This is a genomic window from Rhodococcus sp. GA1 (assembly GCF_024321955.1).
Lineage (GTDB): Bacteria > Actinomycetota > Actinomycetes > Mycobacteriales > Mycobacteriaceae > Rhodococcus > Rhodococcus pyridinivorans.
This window is the reverse complement of record NZ_CP097186.1, coordinates 3,027,744-3,043,720: the sequence shown is the minus strand read 5'-3', so window position 1 is coordinate 3,043,720 and position 15,977 is coordinate 3,027,744. Positions and strand designations below refer to the sequence as shown.

The following is a 15,977-nucleotide window of genomic DNA, read 5'->3' as shown; positions in this document are numbered from 1 at the left end:
GGTTTGCCTTACCAATACTATGTGAAACTTGAATTACCGATCCGCGAGCGTCTTGGCGCATGTCAGCACGCCGTCCGACCCTTCCTCGGACGTCACCCCGTGAAACTGAATCTCAAGCGCCTGCTCCTCGCACCGGCCCGCGCCGGGGCGCTCGTCCTGACCGCCTGCGGTGACAGCGGTATCGACAGCGCCGACGCCGAGAACGGCGCGACCGTCACCATCGAGACCGTTCGCGGGAACGATGGTGTTCATCGTCGTCCTGCGCCGGATCGCGCTGAAGTCGTCGATCATCGTGCCGCTCGTCGGCATCATGCTCGGTGCCGTGGTCGGCTCGATCACCACTTTCCTCGCCGGCAACTTCGACCTGCTGCAGTCGATGTCGGCGTGGCGTTCGGGTGGCTTCAGCAGCGTGGTTCGCGGCTTCTACGAACCGCTGTGGGCGGTGCTCGCCGTCGCCGTCCTCGCCTATCTCCTCGCCGACCGGTTCACCATCGCCGGTCTCGGTAGAGACCTCGCCACCAACGTGGGGCTGAAGTACGAGCAGGTCGTCTTCCTCGGCGTCATGCTCGTCGCGATCGCCACCGGCGTCACTACCGTGGTGGTGGGCTTCATCCCGTTCCTCGGCCTGATCGTCCCGAATCTCGTGTCGATGATGCTCGGCGACGACATGCACAAGAACCTGCCCTGGGTCGCCGTCATCGGCGCCGGACTACTTCTCGCGTGCGATCTCGTCGGCCGCACGATCGTCGCCCCCATGGAGATTCCCGCGTCCGTCGTCCTCGGCGTCGTCGGCGCCGTCGTCTTCATCACTCTCGTTCTGAGGCAGCGTCGTCATGTCAGTGCTTGATTCCGTACGCGCCCGGGCCGTCCCGTCCGGCAAGGGTGAGCGCCGTCGCCTGTCGCCGGGAGTGCGCCTGGCCATCGTCGCCGCGATCGCCGCCGTAGCGGTCGCCTGCTATCTGTTCCTGTTCATCCGCGGCTCGTTCGACTTCACCTTCCCTCGCCGGCTCACCGCCCTGGGAGCCATGGTGGTCGCGGCGTTCGCGCACGGCATGGGGACCGTCGTGTTCCACACGGTCACCGACAACCGCATCCTCACGCCGTCCATCATCGGGTTCGATTCCCTGTACACGCTGATGCAGACGCTGACGGTCTTCTTCTTCGGAGCCACCGCGATCGCGACCTCCGAAGGCATCCCGAAGCTCCTCCTCCAGACCGGGCTCATGGTGGCACTGGCGACGCTGCTCTATCGCTGGTTGTTCTCCGGCCGTTTCGGCAGCCTGTTCCTGATGCTGCTCGTCGGCGTCGTACTCGGAATGGCGTTCGACAGTCTCTCGACGTTCATCCAGCGGGTGCTCTCCCCCACCGAGTACGACATGCTCTCGGTCGAGCTGATGGGTCGCCTGTCGTCCGTACCCGGCGACTATCTGCCCCTCGCATTCGGCATCTGCATCGTCGTGGGGGTGATCCTGTGGCGCCGTCGCCACCGTCTCGATGCGCTGCTGCTCGGCCGCGACACCGCAACCAACATCGGTGTCGCCTACAAGCGCGAGTTGACGCTGATGCTCGTCCTCATCGCGCTGCTCGTGGCGTTCGCGACCGCATTGGCCGGGCCCATGACCTTCTTCGGCTTCCTCGTCGCCACCCTCGCCTACCAGATCGCCGGTTCGTACAAGCACCAGTACGTCATGCCCATGGCGTTCCTGCTCGGCGTGATCACCCTCGCCTTCGGCCAGTTCTTCATGCAGCACATCTTCTACGCGGGCGGGTTCCTGACGGTGATCATCGAGTTCGTCGGCGGCATCCTGTTCCTGTTCATGCTCCTGAGAAAGGGAACGCTGTGATCGAGTTCCACGACGTCTCGATGTCGTACCAGGACAAGCGGGTCCTCGGACCCGTCTCCGGCACGATCCGCGAGGGCGGCATCACCTCCCTGATCGGACCGAACGGTGCCGGCAAGTCGACGCTCATGACGATCATCGGCCGACTGCTGCAACCCATCAGCGGCACCGTCACCGTGGGCGGACTCGACGTGCATTCCACGAAGACCCGGGAGCTGGCCAAGCATCTGTCGATCCTGCGGCAGGAGAACCACATCACCGCGCGCCTGACGGTCCGCGAACTGGTCGGCTTCGGTCGATTCCCGCACTGCCAGGGCAGACTCACCGCGGAAGACGTGCGGCACGTCGACGAGGCGATGGAATTCCTCAACCTCACCGACCTCGCAGACCGCTTCCTCGACCAGCTCTCCGGCGGTCAGCGGCAGCGCACCTTCGTGGCGATGGTGCTGGCACAGGACACCAAGTACGTGCTGCTCGACGAGCCGCTCAACAACCTCGACATGAAGCACGCCGTGCTGATGATGCGTCAGCTGCGGCGGGCAGCGGACGAACTGGGCAAGACGATCGTGCTCGTCATCCACGACGTGAACATCGCCGCCGCGTACTCCGATCACATCATCGCGTTGCGCGACGGCCTGATCGTCACCAGCGGCACGTCCGACGAGATCATGCGGGACGAGATCCTCACCGACGTGTTCGATACCCCCGTGACCGTCCACGCGATCAACGGGCAACCCACCGCGGTCTACGCGCGCTGAGCGGAACTTCGCTCAGAACAAGGTCAATTCGGCGTCGTCGGCGCACTTCGGCGGCTTGTGCGCGACCACGGGCGTGCTCGGCACCTCGATCGGTCCGGGCTGCGCCGCGATCTCGCGGGCGGCCTGGCCGGCGAGCGTGTCGGCCATCTCGTTGAAGTGGTTGCCGACGTGGCCGCGCACCCAGCGGAACCGCACCGGACCGGTGCGGTCGGTGAGCTCGCGGTCGATGGCGCGCACGAGTTCGAGGTTCTTCACCGGCGCGCCGGTGGCCGTCTTCCAACCCTTGCGCTTCCATCCGGGCAGCCATTCGGAGGCGCACTTGATCGCGTACTGCGAATCGGATTCGATGATCATCGGCTCGGCGCCGGGATGCGCGCGCAGTGCCTCGAGCACCGCCCGGAGCTCGGCGATCTGATTCGTGCCCGAACGCTCACCGCCCGACGCGCTGGGCCCCTCGTGATTGACCCACGCCCACCCGATGGCGCCACCGGGATTGCGAAGGCAGGATCCGTCGGTGCTCACGATGATCATGCGCCCGACCATAGCCGCACCCTCCGACACCACGAAAGTCGGCTCGAGCGCACAGAGTCGCGAAAGTCGGCTCCAGCGCACAGAGTCGCGAAAGTCCGCTCCAGCGCACAGAGTACGGTAGGACGGTGACCGTGTCCGACGAGCGAGGCCGTCGCATCGCGAGCGTGGCGGACGAAGCACCCCTCGACACCCGCGTGCGCGTGCCGTGGCCGGTCGACGTGGTGCGCACCCTGCGCCCGCTGCAGCGCGGGCCGTGGGATCCGTGTCATCGCGTCGTCGCCGGCGCCGTCTGGCGTACCTCCCGGATGAACACCGGTGCCGTGACGTACCGACTCACCCAGGACGGTCCGCACGGCGCGCGGTGTCTGGCGTGGGGTCCGGGCGCATCCGAGTTGGTCGATCGGCTTCCGGCGCTGCTCGGCGCCGACGACGACCCATCCGGCTTCGTACCCGAGCATCCCCTGCTCGTCGAGGCGCACCGACGCATGCCTGCCCTGCGCATCACCCGCACGGGCCGGGTGCTCGAATCCCTGGTGCCGGCCATCCTGGAACAGCGGGTGCACGGGGTGGCGGCGTTCGCGTCCTGGCGTCGTCTCGTCACGTGGTTCGGCGATCCGGCGCCCGGTCCGGCCCCGGAGGGCATGCGCGTGCCGCCCTCCGCGGCGACCTGGCGGACCGTGCCGTCCTGGGAGTTCCATCGGGCGAACGTCGACCCCGGCCGCGCACGCACTGTGGTGCGGTGCGCGCAGGTCGCCGACTCCCTCGAGCGCCTCGTGCATGAACCGGCCGCCGACGCCCGACGGAAGTTGCGGGTCGTGCCGGGGGTGGGCGTGTGGACGGCCGCGGAGGTCGCCCAGCGCGCGTTCGGCGACACCGATGCGCTCTCCGTCGGCGACTACCACCTCGCGAAGGTCGTCGGATGGGCGCTGCTCGGTAAGCCCCTCGACGATCCCGGCATGATCGAATACCTCGAACCCCTGCGCCCGCAACGCTATCGGGCGGTTCGACTGATCGTGGAGTCCGGTGGGTACGCGCAGGTTCCGAAACGCGGCCCTCGCACCCCCATCACCGACCACCGTCGGCGGTGACGGGGTCTCGATCCACAGGGCCCGTAATCGTAGACTCGGTCACATGTCCGCCACCCACGACGCGGCCGGCCCCGATCGGCTCGGACACCTCCCGAGCTATCTGATGACCCTGGCGGCGCGCCACGTGCATCGCGTCGTGTTCGACCGCCTCGATTCCGCCGATGCCCGAGGTCACCACTACCGGATCCTGGCCGCCCTCGAGGTACACGGTCCGTCCAGTCAGATCGACCTCGCCCGTCGCTGCGGACTCGATCGCAGCGACGTCGCCGCCGCCGTCGACGCACTCGTCGACCGGCGTTTCGTCGAACGAGCACCCGACCCGACCGATCGGCGACGCAACATCATCACCCTCCCCCAGCGCGGGCGCCGGCGACTGTTCGATCTCGACCGGATGCTCACCGCAGCGCAGGACGAGGCGTTCGCTCCCCTCGACGCGGCCGAACGCGCACAGCTCACCGCCATGCTGACCAGAATTGTCGAGTATCACACCAGGCCTGCGCCGATTTCCGCGCAGCAGTCGTAGGCTTGTAGAGGTGCATCCGGCGGAGATCCCGCCGTGAGCACGATCTACGAAAGGACCATCGGCGTGCAGGCCAAACCTTGCCGAGAATCGCGAGTCGTCAAGACCAGCAGGGTGTTTCCCAACGACGTCAACGACCACAACACGTTGTTCGGCGGGAAGCTGATGAGCGACATCGACATGACCGCGTCGATCTCGGCGACCCGTCACAGTCGTGCCTCGGTTGTGACGGCGTCGACCGATTCCGTGGCCTTCCTCGAACCCGTCCGTCCGTCCGATTCGGTGTGCCTCGAGTCGTTCGTGACGTGGACCGGACGTAGCTCGATGGAGGTCTTCGTCAAGGTCACCGCCGAAGATCTGCGCAGCGGGGAGCGGCGCATCGCCGCCACCGCCTTCCTCACCTTCGTCGCCGTCGACGACGGCGGTCGAACCATGCAGGTCCCACCGGTGCTGCCCGAATCCGACGAGGAACGCAAGCTGAACGAGTCCGGTGACGAGCGGGCGGAGCACCGCCGCATGCACCGCGCGCAGAGTCAGGAGATGGCGAAGTATCTCACCACGAGCCGGCCGTGGTAGGTGCCTTCACCCGGTGAAGGTCCGTCAACGGCCCGTCGCGAAGGCCGGCGAGCAGCCTCGTGAGGTAGATCGGGCAGTGGGACACTGCGCGGACGACATTCGCAGCATCCTCGGGTGGTACGGCGTCGAGTCGCCGGCTCGCGTTCCGGAGGATCGGTCGTTGGAGCCGTGCCCAGGCCCGCTCACCGAGCACCCGCGCCGCTGCCGCCAACGGAAACTGCGCAATGAACGACAAGCCGATACGGAACTCCCTCCATGAGAAACGTTTCCGACCGCGACTCGGACTGGCAGCAGCCGGCGAACGTGCACGGCCATGGCGTTCGAGTTCGAACCCGACCTGTCCACGGAGGGAGTTCCCGACGATGTGGCAGGTGCCCCAGCCCGATGCGTCGAGTTCACGCTCGATACCGTCGGCGATTCCGCGGACCCGACCTCATGCACCCTGACACGTTCCCGACGACGAGAAAGGAGCATCGTGACCGAGTATTGGAATCACAACACGGCCTTCCACTCGGAGTTGCTCGCAGCGGTTCCGCACCGTGACAGCAGCGTCCTCGATATCGGCTGCGGCGACGGACTTCTCCTTCGGAAACTCGCCACGGCAGCTGCATCGGTCACCGGCATCGATTCGGATCACTCGGCTGTCGCCCGAGCGCGCGCACGCCTTGCCGACACCCCCGACGCGCACGTCGTCGAGGGAGATGTCCTCACCTCGTCGGAACTCGATGATCGGCGCTTCGACCTGATCACGTGCGTCGCCACCCTCCATCACATGCCGCTGATCATCGCGCTCGAACGCATGCGAGAACTTCTGGCCCCGGGAGGGAGCCTGCGCATCGTGGGGCTGTCTGCCAACAAGACCGTGATCGATCGGCTCGTCGCCGGGGCCCTTGTTCTTCCCGTTCGCGTAGCGAGCACCATCCACCGCGAATCCGGCTACCCCGGCATGACGACCGAACAACCCCGCGAGTCACTCGCCGATATCCGTCGCGCGGCCGCGATGGTGCTGCCCGGAAGCCGTATCCATCGACGCTTCTACTACCGCTACACGCTGGACTGGACCAAGCCCCTCTGAGGGAATCAGTGAAATCCCGGTGATCGGCGTCGAACTGTGGAAGTATCTCGACGACTCGACGCGAAGGGGGATCGCGTGTTCGACATCGAGCTTTCGGCAGGAACGATCGAGTACGAGGACACCGGTGGCGACGGACCGGTTCTCGTGTTCATCCACGGTCTACTGATGGACGGAACCGCGTGGCGAAACGTCGTGGAACAACTCCGCGGCACCTACCGCTGCATCGCGCCGACCTGGCCTCTCGGCTCGCACCGCATACCGATGCGCCCGGAGGCAGACCTCACCCTCGTCGGCATGGGCCATCTCATCGGGGAGTTCCTCGACGCTCTCGACCTGCGTGACGTCACGCTGATCCAGAACGATTGGGGCGGCGCCCAGGCCTTCTTCGCCGTGTCGAATCCCGAACGGGTCTCGCGACTCGTGCTCGCCGCGTGCGAGGCATTCGACAACTACCCTCCCGGCCCGGTGAAACGACTCCTGCCGCTGGTCAAGCTTCCGGGTGGGGTACGCCTGCTCATGGCGGTGCTCGGCACGAAGTTCGGCCGGCGTGGCCCCGGCACCTGGGGATGGATGAGCAAACGTCCGGTACCCGGACCCGTCATGGACGCCTGGTTCCGCCCGGCCACCGTCGACCGGAACATCCGGCGTGATCTGGCCAAGTACGCACTCTCGGCCCCGCCCAAGCAACAGCTGCTCGAGATCGCTGCGAAAGCGGCGCAATTCTCCGGGCCGGTGCTGGTCGTGTGGGCCACCGAGGACCGCATGATGCCGCGCGATCACGGGCGACGCCTCGCCGAGGCCTTCCCCGACGCGCGGCTGGTCGAAATCGACGACAGCTACACCCTGCTGGCCGAAGACCAGCCCGAGAAGCTCACGGCGGCGATCGAAGAGTTCTTGACCGCCACAGCCCGCTGAGACGTCCCGCATCCGGATACGACTCGGCGGTTACAGCGCCCGCGCGATGATCTGCTTCATGACCTCGTTCGCGCCGGCGTAGATCCGCTGGACGCGCGCGTCCTCGTACATCCGCGCGATGAGGTATTCGCGCATGTAGCCGTAGCCGCCGTGCAACTGCACGCACCGGTCGATGACCTCGCACTGCTTGTCGGTCAGCCAGTACTTGACCATCGCGGCATCGGACGGATCGAGTTGGCCCTTCAGGTGCTGCTCGATGCAGTGGTCGAGGAAGATGCGGCAGGTGCGGGCGATGGTTTGACACTCGGCGAGTTCGAAGGCCGTGTTCTGGACCTCGAACAGGCTGTGCCCGAATGCCTGTCGCGCCTTGGTGTAGCGGACGGTCTCCTCGACGGCCCGGTCCATCGCACCGGCGGCCTGCGCGCCGATGATCAGACGTTCCTGCACGAGCTGTGCCATGAGCTGACCGAAGCCGAGACCTTCGGATTCGCCGAGCAGGTTCGTCACGGGCACGCGCACGTCGACGAACGACAGCTCGGAGGTGTCGGCGGCGTGCTGGCCGACCTTGTCGAGCACACGGCCCACCGAGAAGCCCGGGGCGTCACGGAGATCCACGATGAGCAGCGACACACCCTTGGCGCCTGCCTTCGGGTCGGTTTTGACGGCGAGGACGATGACGTCGGCCGAAGAACCGTTGGTGATGAAGGTCTTCGAGCCGTTGACGACGTAGTGGTCGCCGTCGCGCACCGCGGTGGTCTTGATCGCTTTGAGGTCCGAACCCGCGCCGGGTTCGGTCATGCCGATGGCACCGAGGATCTCGCCGGTGGCCATGCCCGGCAGCCACGTCTTCTTCTGCTCCTCGTTGCCGTATTCGAGGATGTAGTGCGCGACGATGCCGCTGTGCACGGAGTTGCCGAACGCGAGATCGCCGGAGTAGCCCTGCGCGTCGAACACCGCGAGGTCGTGCGCGAAGGTACCGCCGCCACCCCCGTATTCCTCGGGGATCGAGCAGCACAGCAGACCGAGTTTGCCGGCCTCGAGCCACACCTCACGATCGATACGACGCTGCGAATCCCACTTCTCGGCCTTGCCCATGACCTCGCGATCGAAGAACTCGCGCGCGAGATCGTAGACGGCAGAGACCTCGTCGTCGTACCAGGAGGCGACGTGCTTCTTCGGCATCGGGTTCGGATTTCCTTTTCGCAGTGTTCGGTCGGAGTGGTCAGGATCCGCGCAGTTCGCGCTTGAGGAGCTTGCCGCTCTGGTTACGCGGCAGGACGTCGGCGAAGCGAACGGCCTTGGGCACCTTGAACGGTGCGAGGCGCTGCTTGACGTGGTCGATCAAGGTGGGCTCGTCGAGCTCGTGACCGTCCTTGAGGACGACCACCGCGGTCACCGCTTCGATCCATTTCTCGTCCGGAGTACCGATCACCGCGACCTCCGCGACGGCCGAATGCGTGTAGATCGCGTCCTCGACCTCACGTGAGGCGACGAGGATGCCACCGGTGTTGATGACGTCCTTGATGCGATCGACGACGGTGATGAAGCCTTCGGCGTCGCGGGTGACGAGGTCGCCGGAGTGGAACCAGCCGTCGCGAAAGGCCTCCTCCGTCGCGGCGGGATTCTCCCAATAGCCCAGGCACAGTTGCGGTGAGCGGTACAGGATCTCACCGGGTTCACCGTCGGGGACGTCGTTGCCGTCGGCGTCGACGACGCGGGTTTCGACGAACAGCACGGCCCGGCCGCACGAGGCGGGGCGCGCGTCGTGTTCCTCGGGGCGGAGGACGGTGGCGAGCGGACCGATCTCGGATTGGCCGAAACAGTTGTAGAAGCCGAGCTCCGGGTAGCGGCCGCGGAGTCGCTCGAGGACGGTGACGGGCATGATCGACGCTCCGTACTGCGCCTTGCGCAGCGACGACAGGTCGCGCTCGTCGAGGTCGGGATGGTTGGTCAGCGGCACCCACACCGTCGGGGCGAGGAACAGCGATCCGATGCGCTCCTCCTCCACCAGCCGCAGGATCTCGGCGACGTCGGGTGCGGGCAGCAGCCGCACGGTCGCACCGACCGCGAAGTACGGGATGAGGAAGACGTGCATCGCCGCGGAGTGGTAGAGCGGCATGCACACGAGCGGGTCGTCGCCGGCCGACAGGTCGAGCGCCTCGATCGACGACATGTATTCGAAGGTGAGCGCCTGGTGGGTCATCATGGCGCCCTTGGGCTTCGACGTCGTGCCCGAGGTGTAGAGGAGCTGGACGAGGTCGGTGTCGGCCACGGCGACGTCGAGCGTCGGCACGTCGCCGGTCTGCGCGACCGTCACCAGGGAGTCGTCGGCGTCGCGGAGCGGGACGACGGTCTCGGCCGGCACGTCGGCCAGGACGGCGTCGAGATTGTCGCGCAACACGGGGTCGACGAGCACGGCTTTCGCGCCCGACTGACCGAGCAGGTACGACAGTTCCTCGCCGCGCAGTGCGTAGTTGATCGGCACGTGCACCAGGCCGGCGCGGGCAGCGGCGAGATATCCGATCGCGTAGCCGTCGGAGTTGGTGCCGTAGGCGGCCACGCGGTCGCCCTTGGACAGGCCCAACGAGAGCAGGTGCGCAGCGGCACGGGTGACGGCGTCGTCGAGTTCCCGGTAGGTGAACTGCCGGTCGCCGAAGCGGAGTGCGACGCGGGCGGGATAGCGCGCGGCGGTGCGGTGGAGGATGCCGTCGACGGTGCTCTGACGCGGGTCGGGGGTCATGCAGTGAACTTTATAGGACGTCCAACCAACTAGTCCAGACCTAGCGATCGCTCGGGATCAGCGATCCTTCCAGACCGGTGCCCGCTTCTCGAGGAAGGCCGTCATCCCCTCCTGCGCGTCGTCGATCATCGCGTTCGACGCCATCGTCTCCGCCATTGCGGCATAGGCCGTCTCTTGCGGCAGATCGATCTGCCGGTAGAACGCCTCCTTGCCGATCCGCATCGTCTCGGGGGACGACGTGGCGATCTTCAGGGCGAGCTCAGTGGTCGCGGTCTCCAGCGTCTCCGGTTCGACGACGTAGTTCACCAGGCCCCAGTCGGCGGCGGTCTGCGCGTCGATGGTGTCGCCGGTCAGCAGCATCTGCAGCGCCCGCTTCCGGCCGATCACGCGGCTGACCGCGACCATCGGCGTCGAGCAGAACAACCCGATCCGCACACCCGGGGTACCGAAGCGAGCGTCGCCGGCAGCGACGGCGAGATCGCACGCAGCGACGAGCTGGCATCCCGCCGCGAGCGCCGTGCCCTGCACCGATGCGATCACCGGTTGAGGGATCGACTGCACGGTCCGCATCATCTCGTTGCACGTCTCGAAGATCGCGCGTTCCTCGTCGAGCGTGCGTCCGATCATCTGCCGCAGGTCGTGCCCGGCCGAGAACACCGGGCCTTCCGCGCGGACCACGATCACCTTCGTGTCGGCCGCGAGCGCCGTCAGACCGGCGATGACCTCGCGCATCGTCTCCACCGACAGCGGGTTGCGCTGCTCCGGGCGGTCGAGGGTGAGCACCCCGATACCGCTGGCCTCGTCGACAGCGATGAGCACGGGCGGGGGCAGGGTGTCGACGGCGTCGGGGCCGTCCGCAGAGCGATCCGTCACGTTCCCTTTCCTACACCACCGGCGGGTTACCGGCGCGGCATCGACGAGACGAGATCCGCGACGCGGGCGGGCGCCCGACCGAGCAGCGCCGCCGTCACGGCGCTTCCCGCGACGAAGCCGTGATCGTCGTAGAAGTCGAACATCGCCGCCAGACGCTCCCGGGTATCCGCGGGCAGGTCGCGGCCGTGGCGCTCCATCCACACCGGGACGGACACCTGCTCGATCTCCACCGACCGCCCGGCGACCGCGCACAGCTGCCGCACACTCACCGAGTCCGGTCCCCCGAGCTCGTAGGTGGCGCCGTGGTGGATGTCCGTACCCTCGACGAGGACACGGGCCGCCATCGTCGCGACGTCCGACAGGGCGACGAACGAGAACGGCGCGTCGGGGTCGTAGGGGACGTCGAGTGCATCGACCGAGCCGTCGAGGACGGATGCGAAGTTCTCCGTGTACGCGCAGGGCTGCAGAACGGTCCACCGCACCCCGGAAGCGTGCAGGATGTCCTCGCAACGCGCCTTGTCGAGGTGGTGCGGCATCGCCGGCGTGTACGGCCAGGCGACGGAGTGGTAGACGACGTGATCGACACCTGCCTCGGCCACCGCCGTGAGGAACCGTTCGAACAGCGCCGGTTCGTCGGGGTGCATGTTCGGGGCGATGAAGTAGACGCCACGGCAGCCCGACAGGGCGTCGACGAGCCCGGCACCGGTCTCGAGGTCGACAGCACGATCCCCCGCCTGCCGAGCGGTGTGCACCACTCGGCGGACGGGGGTCGTGTCTGCTGTCTCCAGCGCCGCGATGACAGCCGTTCCGGTCTTCCCCGCGGCACCGATCACTGCGAGATCGGTGCCGCGGGAGAAAGTGGCCGTCGTCGACATCAGTTGCCGATGAAGTCGTACTCGGCGAACTCGGCACCACCCGACAGGCGGGCGTAACCGGGACCGCGGTCGAAGAAGGGCTCTTCCTCGCCGCGCTCGGCGCGCATCTGCGCACGCAGCGCCTCGGTGGCCTCGACGTCGGCGACGGGCTCCTCCGCCGAGGTGTCCTTCAGGATCACGCCGTAGTCGTCGCGGGCGCCCTCGACGGACACCTTGCGCCACAGCACGTCCCGGACCACCTCGTCGATCGGACGATCGAGCGGGTCGCCCCAGCCACCGCCACCGGTGGTGCGGATGCGCACGACCTCGCCGGCCTTGATCGGCTCGGCGTCCGTGAGGGCGTCGAACTCGCGCTCGTTCGGGCCGCCGGGATCGAGGGTGACGGAGAACGGCTTGCCGGCCTTGCCGCCCTTGACGCCCCAGCAGGCGAGGATCGAACGGTCCGCGATGGACATGAAGTTCGCATCCTTGAGCATGCGGATGTGCTTCTCGTAGCCGAGACCACCGCGGTAGCGGCCGGCCCCACCGGAATCGATTGCCAGACCCAGCTTCTCGACGATGAACGGGAAACGGCTCTCGGTGAACTCCGTGGGCAGGTTCCGCGAGTCGGGCACCACGTGGATGGTGTCCTCACCGTCGGCGTAGTGCCGGCCGCCGGAGCCGCCGCCGAGCACCTCACGCATGAGGTAGGAGTGGCCGTCGAAGTCCTCGCCGTACACACCGGTGTAGCGGATGGTCTCCTGGTCGGCAGGCATGTTGCCGTCGACCGCCTTGGCGACCACACCGGAGAGCACACCGAGCAGACGCAGGATCACGAACGTGCGAGCGTTGGTGGGAGCGGGGAAGATCGGCGTGATGAGCGTGCCCGGCTCCGGGAACCTCATCTCGATCAGCGGCACGACACCTTCGTTGACGTCCAGTTCCGCCATGCGGTCCGGGGTGTCGGCCAGGTTGCGGAGGATCGGCGCCAGCCACTTGATGAGGAAGTTGCCGTCGGCGTAGTCACCGCAGTGGTTGATCGGGCCCTTCGCCTGCGGACCGGTGCCGTTGAAGTCCAGGATCAGACGCTCGCCGCCCTCGTCCTCCGGGGAGGTCTTGGTGAGGGTGATGCGCTGCACGTGCAGCATGGGCTCGTCCACACCGTCGTGCTCGGCGTAGTCCTCCCAGGTGTACGTGCCCACCGGGATCTTGCTGAGGATCTCGCGGCGGTAGGTCTCCGTGGTGGCGTCGAGGATCGCGTCGAAGCAGGCCTCGACGGTCTCGACACCGTAGCGTTCGAACAGTTCCGACAGTCGACGCGCACCCATGAGGCACGCCGAGCACTCGGCGTCGAGGTCGGCGGCGAGCGAATCGGGCATGCGGGAGTTGCGGGTCATGATCCGCAGCGCCGCCTCGTTGGGAACGCCCTGGTCCCACAGCTTGATCGGCGGGACCATCAGTCCCTCCTCGTACACGGTGGTCGCACCCGAGGGCATGGAGCCCGGGCAGCAACCGCCGATGTCGTCGTGGTGGCCGAAGGCCTGCACGAACGCGACCACCGAAGGCTCGGTGTCGCCGGGGCGGGTCGCGAAGACCGGGACCGTGACGCACAGGTCGGGCAGGTGCCCGATGCCGCCTTCGGAGAGGTAGACGTCGTTGTGGAAGAAGACGTCGCCGGGCTTCATCGTCTCGAGCGGGAAGTCCCGCGCCACCGGATGCACGAGCGCCGAGTACGAACGACCGGTGAGCTTGCGCAGGTTGCGGTCGTGGATGCCGGCACGGAAGTCGTGGGCGTCGCGGATCATCGGCGAGCGCGAGGTCCGGGAGATGGAGGTCTCCACCTCCATCTCGACACTGGCGAGGTAGCCGGCGACGATCTCGACCAGCACCGGATCGGGAGCGCTACCCGAAGCGTCGGTCAGCCGGAAGGGCTTGCGGGTCGTGGCCGCGGCGGGTTCGAGAGTCGCAGTCATCGGGTGGCTCCGTTCGAGTCGGACGTCTTGCTGAGGCGGATGTTGCCGAAAGTGTCGATGCGAGCGCGGAATCCGGGATGAACCGGGATGGTCGAGCTGAATTCCTCGATCACGGCGGGACCTTCGAGTTCGTCGCCGGCGCCGAGGCGGGCGCGGTCGTACACGCGGGTGGTGACCCACTCGTCGAAGTACGCCTGACGGGTGCCGGTGAGCGCGTCGTCCGCCCCCGTGCCCGGGGCGATCTCGGCGAGTTCCGGTCGCTTGATGGGGCCGATACCGCTGACGCGGAGGTTGACCCATTCCACGTGCTGGTGGGGATCGTTGCGGAAGTCGTAGCCGTAGAGCTCGCGATGGGCCTGGTGGAAGCGTTCGGCCGCCTCGTCCATCAGTTCCTGGGTGATGGGGCCGTCGCCGACCGGCACACGCACCTCGAAGGCCTGGCCGAAATAGCGCAGGTCCGCCGAGCGGGCGTACTGCCGCTGATCGGGCCCGAATCCCTCGTCCTCCAGGGCACGTTCGGCCTCGGCCGCGAGGGCGTCGAGTCCGGCCTGTAGTTTCTCGATCTCCAACCGGTCGTGGCGGCTGACGTGCGTCTGCACATAGTCGTTGCGGACATCGACGGTCAGCAGCCCGAAGGCCGAGACGTTGCCGGGCTCGAGCGGCACGAGGACGTCCTTGAGACCGAGGATGTCGATGAGGCGACAGGCCAGCAGCGACCCGGAGCCGCCGAAGGTCACCAAGGTGAAGTCGCGGACGTCGAGACCACGCTTGACGGTGATCTGGCGCAGCGCGTTGGCCTGGTTCCAGGCCGACACTTCGAGAATGCCCGTGGCGCACGCCTCGAATTCGAGGCCGAGACGGTGTGCGAGCTCCTCGACGCCCTTGCGGGCGAGTTCGGTGTCGAGCGGGATCTCACCGCCGAGCAGGTGGGGAGGGATGCGACCGAGCAGGACGTGGGCGTCGGTGATGGTCGGCTCGTTGCCACCCTTGGCGTAGCACAGGGGTCCGGGATCGGCGCCCGCCGACTGCGGGCCGACGCGCAGGGTGCCCTCGGGGGTCATCCACGCGATGGAGCCACCGCCGGCGCCGACGGTCACCACGTCGATCATGGGGATCTTGGACGGGTAGACACCCACGCGACCTTCCGTGGTGAGTGCCGGCTCGCCGCCGACGACCACGGTGACGTCCGTGGAGGTGCCGCCACCGTCGCAGGTCAGCACCTGGTCGACACCGGCGACGCCGGCAATCAGGGCCGCACCCAGGGCACCGGCTGCAGGGCCGGAGAGCACGGTCGTGATCGGCTGGTGCACGACCTCCTTCGCCGACAGCACGCCACCGTTGGACTTCATCACGTAGAACGGGATGTCGCGCTGTTCGCCCTCGGCGGAGGAGAACTCGCGGAGCCGGTTCGCGATGTTGTTGACGTAGTTGCGGATGTTGGGCTTGACCGCGGCGTCGACGAGGGTCGTGATGGACCGCTCGTACTCGCGGTACTCGCGCAGCACCTCGCTGGAGATGCTCACGGTCGCCTCCGGGTACTCCTCCATGAGGACGTCGCGGACGCGGCGCTCGTGCTCGGGGTTGGCGTAAGAGTGCATGAGGCATACGCCGACGGTGCGGATCTCGCGGTCCTTGAAGAAGCGGGCGGCGGCGCGGACGTCGTCCTCGTTCAGGGGACGAATCTCGCTGCCGTTGTACGCGAGACGACCGCGGATGGTGCGGACACGGTCGGCCGGCACGATGCGGTCGGGCTTGACCCAGAAGTAGGAGTTGCCGTAGCCGTCGGGGACCGACTGGCGGGCGATCTCGAGGACGTGTTCGTAGCCCTCGGTGGTGATGAATCCGAGGGTGCCGACCTTGCCTTCGAGGAGCTTGTTGGTCGCGACGGTGGTGCCGTGACTGACGGCGTCGATCGCGTCGCCGGTCTCGCCGAGCTGCGCGAGGACCTTCTCGATGCCTGCGAGGAAGCCGATAGCCGGATCCTGCGGTGTCGACGGGGTCTTCGTGGTGACGATGGCGCCGGACTCGTCGTCCACCGCGACCACGTCCGTGAATGTTCCGCCGGTATCGATACCGACCCGAATCTTCCTGGATCCCATGTTTCCTCCTGGGTTCGTCTCGCCGGTGTCCCACCTGACGTCTGATGACATTCCACCCCCTGAGCGGCGGTGTTTCTTTGTCACATCTCGCCGAACTCGTCGCCTGGAGTTCGGGGTTCGTGCACCTGCCACCT

General features: G+C 67.2%; 16 protein-coding genes. 8 read left to right on the top strand and 8 right to left on the bottom strand.

Features of this window, described 5'->3' with window-relative positions:
* Window positions 1–33 precede the first annotated feature (33 nt).
* Window positions 34–252 carry a hypothetical protein gene (locus tag M3330_RS14450; protein WP_006551008.1) on the bottom strand — a complete coding sequence of 73 codons (219 nt, stop codon included), beginning with the start codon at window positions 250–252 and terminating at the stop codon, window positions 34–36.
* Here M3330_RS14450 and M3330_RS14445 point away from each other — a divergent pair.
* The 3 genes from M3330_RS14445 to M3330_RS14435 are packed head-to-tail and all read left to right on the top strand — an operon-like array spanning window position 242 to window position 2,599.
* Window positions 242–847 (top strand): iron chelate uptake ABC transporter family permease subunit, encoded by a 606-nt coding sequence (locus M3330_RS14445; RefSeq protein WP_308257102.1) that lies wholly within the window; start codon window positions 242–244, stop codon window positions 845–847. The two genes, M3330_RS14450 and M3330_RS14445, sit on opposite strands and share 11 nt — an antisense overlap.
* Window positions 834–1,844: an iron chelate uptake ABC transporter family permease subunit gene (locus M3330_RS14440; protein WP_255025158.1), complete on the top strand. Its 1,011-nt coding sequence runs from the start codon at window positions 834–836 to the stop codon at window positions 1,842–1,844. The genes M3330_RS14445 and M3330_RS14440 overlap by 14 nt, the downstream gene beginning before the upstream one ends.
* Window positions 1,841–2,599 carry an ABC transporter ATP-binding protein gene (locus M3330_RS14435; protein ID WP_019290770.1) on the top strand — a complete coding sequence of 253 codons (759 nt, stop codon included), beginning with the start codon at window positions 1,841–1,843 and terminating at the stop codon, window positions 2,597–2,599. Before M3330_RS14440 ends, M3330_RS14435 begins: the two co-directional genes overlap by 4 nt.
* Window positions 2,600–2,611: 12 nt before the next feature.
* On the opposite strand, the gene M3330_RS14430 is transcribed toward M3330_RS14435, so the two are convergent.
* Window positions 2,612–3,130 (bottom strand): ribonuclease H, encoded by a 519-nt coding sequence (locus M3330_RS14430; protein WP_033098456.1) that lies wholly within the window; start codon window positions 3,128–3,130, stop codon window positions 2,612–2,614.
* A gap of 155 nt (window positions 3,131–3,285) precedes the next feature.
* Here M3330_RS14430 and M3330_RS14425 point away from each other — a divergent pair, with 155 nt between their 5' ends.
* From M3330_RS14425 to M3330_RS14405, 5 genes are all read left to right on the top strand, one after another.
* Entirely contained in the window at window positions 3,286–4,218 is a 933-nt protein-coding gene (locus M3330_RS14425) for a DNA-3-methyladenine glycosylase (RefSeq protein WP_228045189.1), read from the top strand.
* A 43-nt stretch (window positions 4,219–4,261) separates the two neighbouring features.
* The gene (locus M3330_RS14420) at window positions 4,262–4,741 is read left to right on the top strand and encodes a MarR family winged helix-turn-helix transcriptional regulator (protein ID WP_019290768.1); all 480 of its coding nucleotides are present in this window, start codon (window positions 4,262–4,264) and stop codon (window positions 4,739–4,741) included.
* Window positions 4,742–4,774: 33 nt separating this feature from the next.
* A complete protein-coding gene (locus M3330_RS14415; RefSeq protein WP_019290767.1) occupies window positions 4,775–5,314 on the top strand; it encodes an acyl-CoA thioesterase in 540 nt (179 codons plus the stop codon).
* Window positions 5,315–5,789: 475 nt separating this feature from the next.
* Window positions 5,790–6,389, top strand: a complete 600-nt coding sequence (locus tag M3330_RS14410) for a bifunctional 2-polyprenyl-6-hydroxyphenol methylase/3-demethylubiquinol 3-O-methyltransferase UbiG (RefSeq protein WP_024102171.1) — start codon at window positions 5,790–5,792, stop codon at window positions 6,387–6,389.
* A 75-nt stretch (window positions 6,390–6,464) separates the two neighbouring features.
* Window positions 6,465–7,304 (top strand): alpha/beta fold hydrolase, encoded by an 840-nt coding sequence (locus M3330_RS14405; protein ID WP_033098434.1) that lies wholly within the window; start codon window positions 6,465–6,467, stop codon window positions 7,302–7,304.
* Window positions 7,305–7,334: 30 nt separating this feature from the next.
* Here the strand turns inward: M3330_RS14405 and M3330_RS14400 are convergent, their stop codons facing one another.
* The 6 genes from M3330_RS14400 to M3330_RS14375 are packed head-to-tail and all read right to left on the bottom strand — an operon-like array spanning window position 7,335 to window position 15,843.
* Window positions 7,335–8,486 (bottom strand): acyl-CoA dehydrogenase family protein, encoded by a 1,152-nt coding sequence (locus tag M3330_RS14400; protein WP_255025138.1) that lies wholly within the window; start codon window positions 8,484–8,486, stop codon window positions 7,335–7,337.
* A gap of 40 nt (window positions 8,487–8,526) precedes the next feature.
* The gene (locus M3330_RS14395; protein ID WP_064851683.1) at window positions 8,527–10,044 is read right to left on the bottom strand and encodes an acyl-CoA synthetase; all 1,518 of its coding nucleotides are present in this window, start codon (window positions 10,042–10,044) and stop codon (window positions 8,527–8,529) included.
* A gap of 57 nt (window positions 10,045–10,101) precedes the next feature.
* Complete coding sequence (locus M3330_RS14390) at window positions 10,102–10,917, bottom strand: enoyl-CoA hydratase (protein WP_255025128.1); 816 nt, start codon at window positions 10,915–10,917, stop codon at window positions 10,102–10,104.
* 26 nt (window positions 10,918–10,943) lie between these two features.
* Window positions 10,944–11,792: an SDR family oxidoreductase gene (locus tag M3330_RS14385; RefSeq protein WP_255025126.1), complete on the bottom strand. Its 849-nt coding sequence runs from the start codon at window positions 11,790–11,792 to the stop codon at window positions 10,944–10,946.
* On the bottom strand, window positions 11,792–13,744 hold the full coding sequence (locus M3330_RS14380) for a hydantoinase B/oxoprolinase family protein (protein WP_006551022.1): 1,953 nt from the start codon (window positions 13,742–13,744) through the stop codon (window positions 11,792–11,794). The genes M3330_RS14385 and M3330_RS14380 overlap by 1 nt, the downstream gene beginning before the upstream one ends.
* Window positions 13,741–15,843 (bottom strand): hydantoinase/oxoprolinase family protein, encoded by a 2,103-nt coding sequence (locus tag M3330_RS14375; RefSeq protein ID WP_230811178.1) that lies wholly within the window; start codon window positions 15,841–15,843, stop codon window positions 13,741–13,743. Before M3330_RS14375 ends, M3330_RS14380 begins: the two co-directional genes overlap by 4 nt.
* Between the last annotated feature and the right edge of the window lie 134 nt (window positions 15,844–15,977).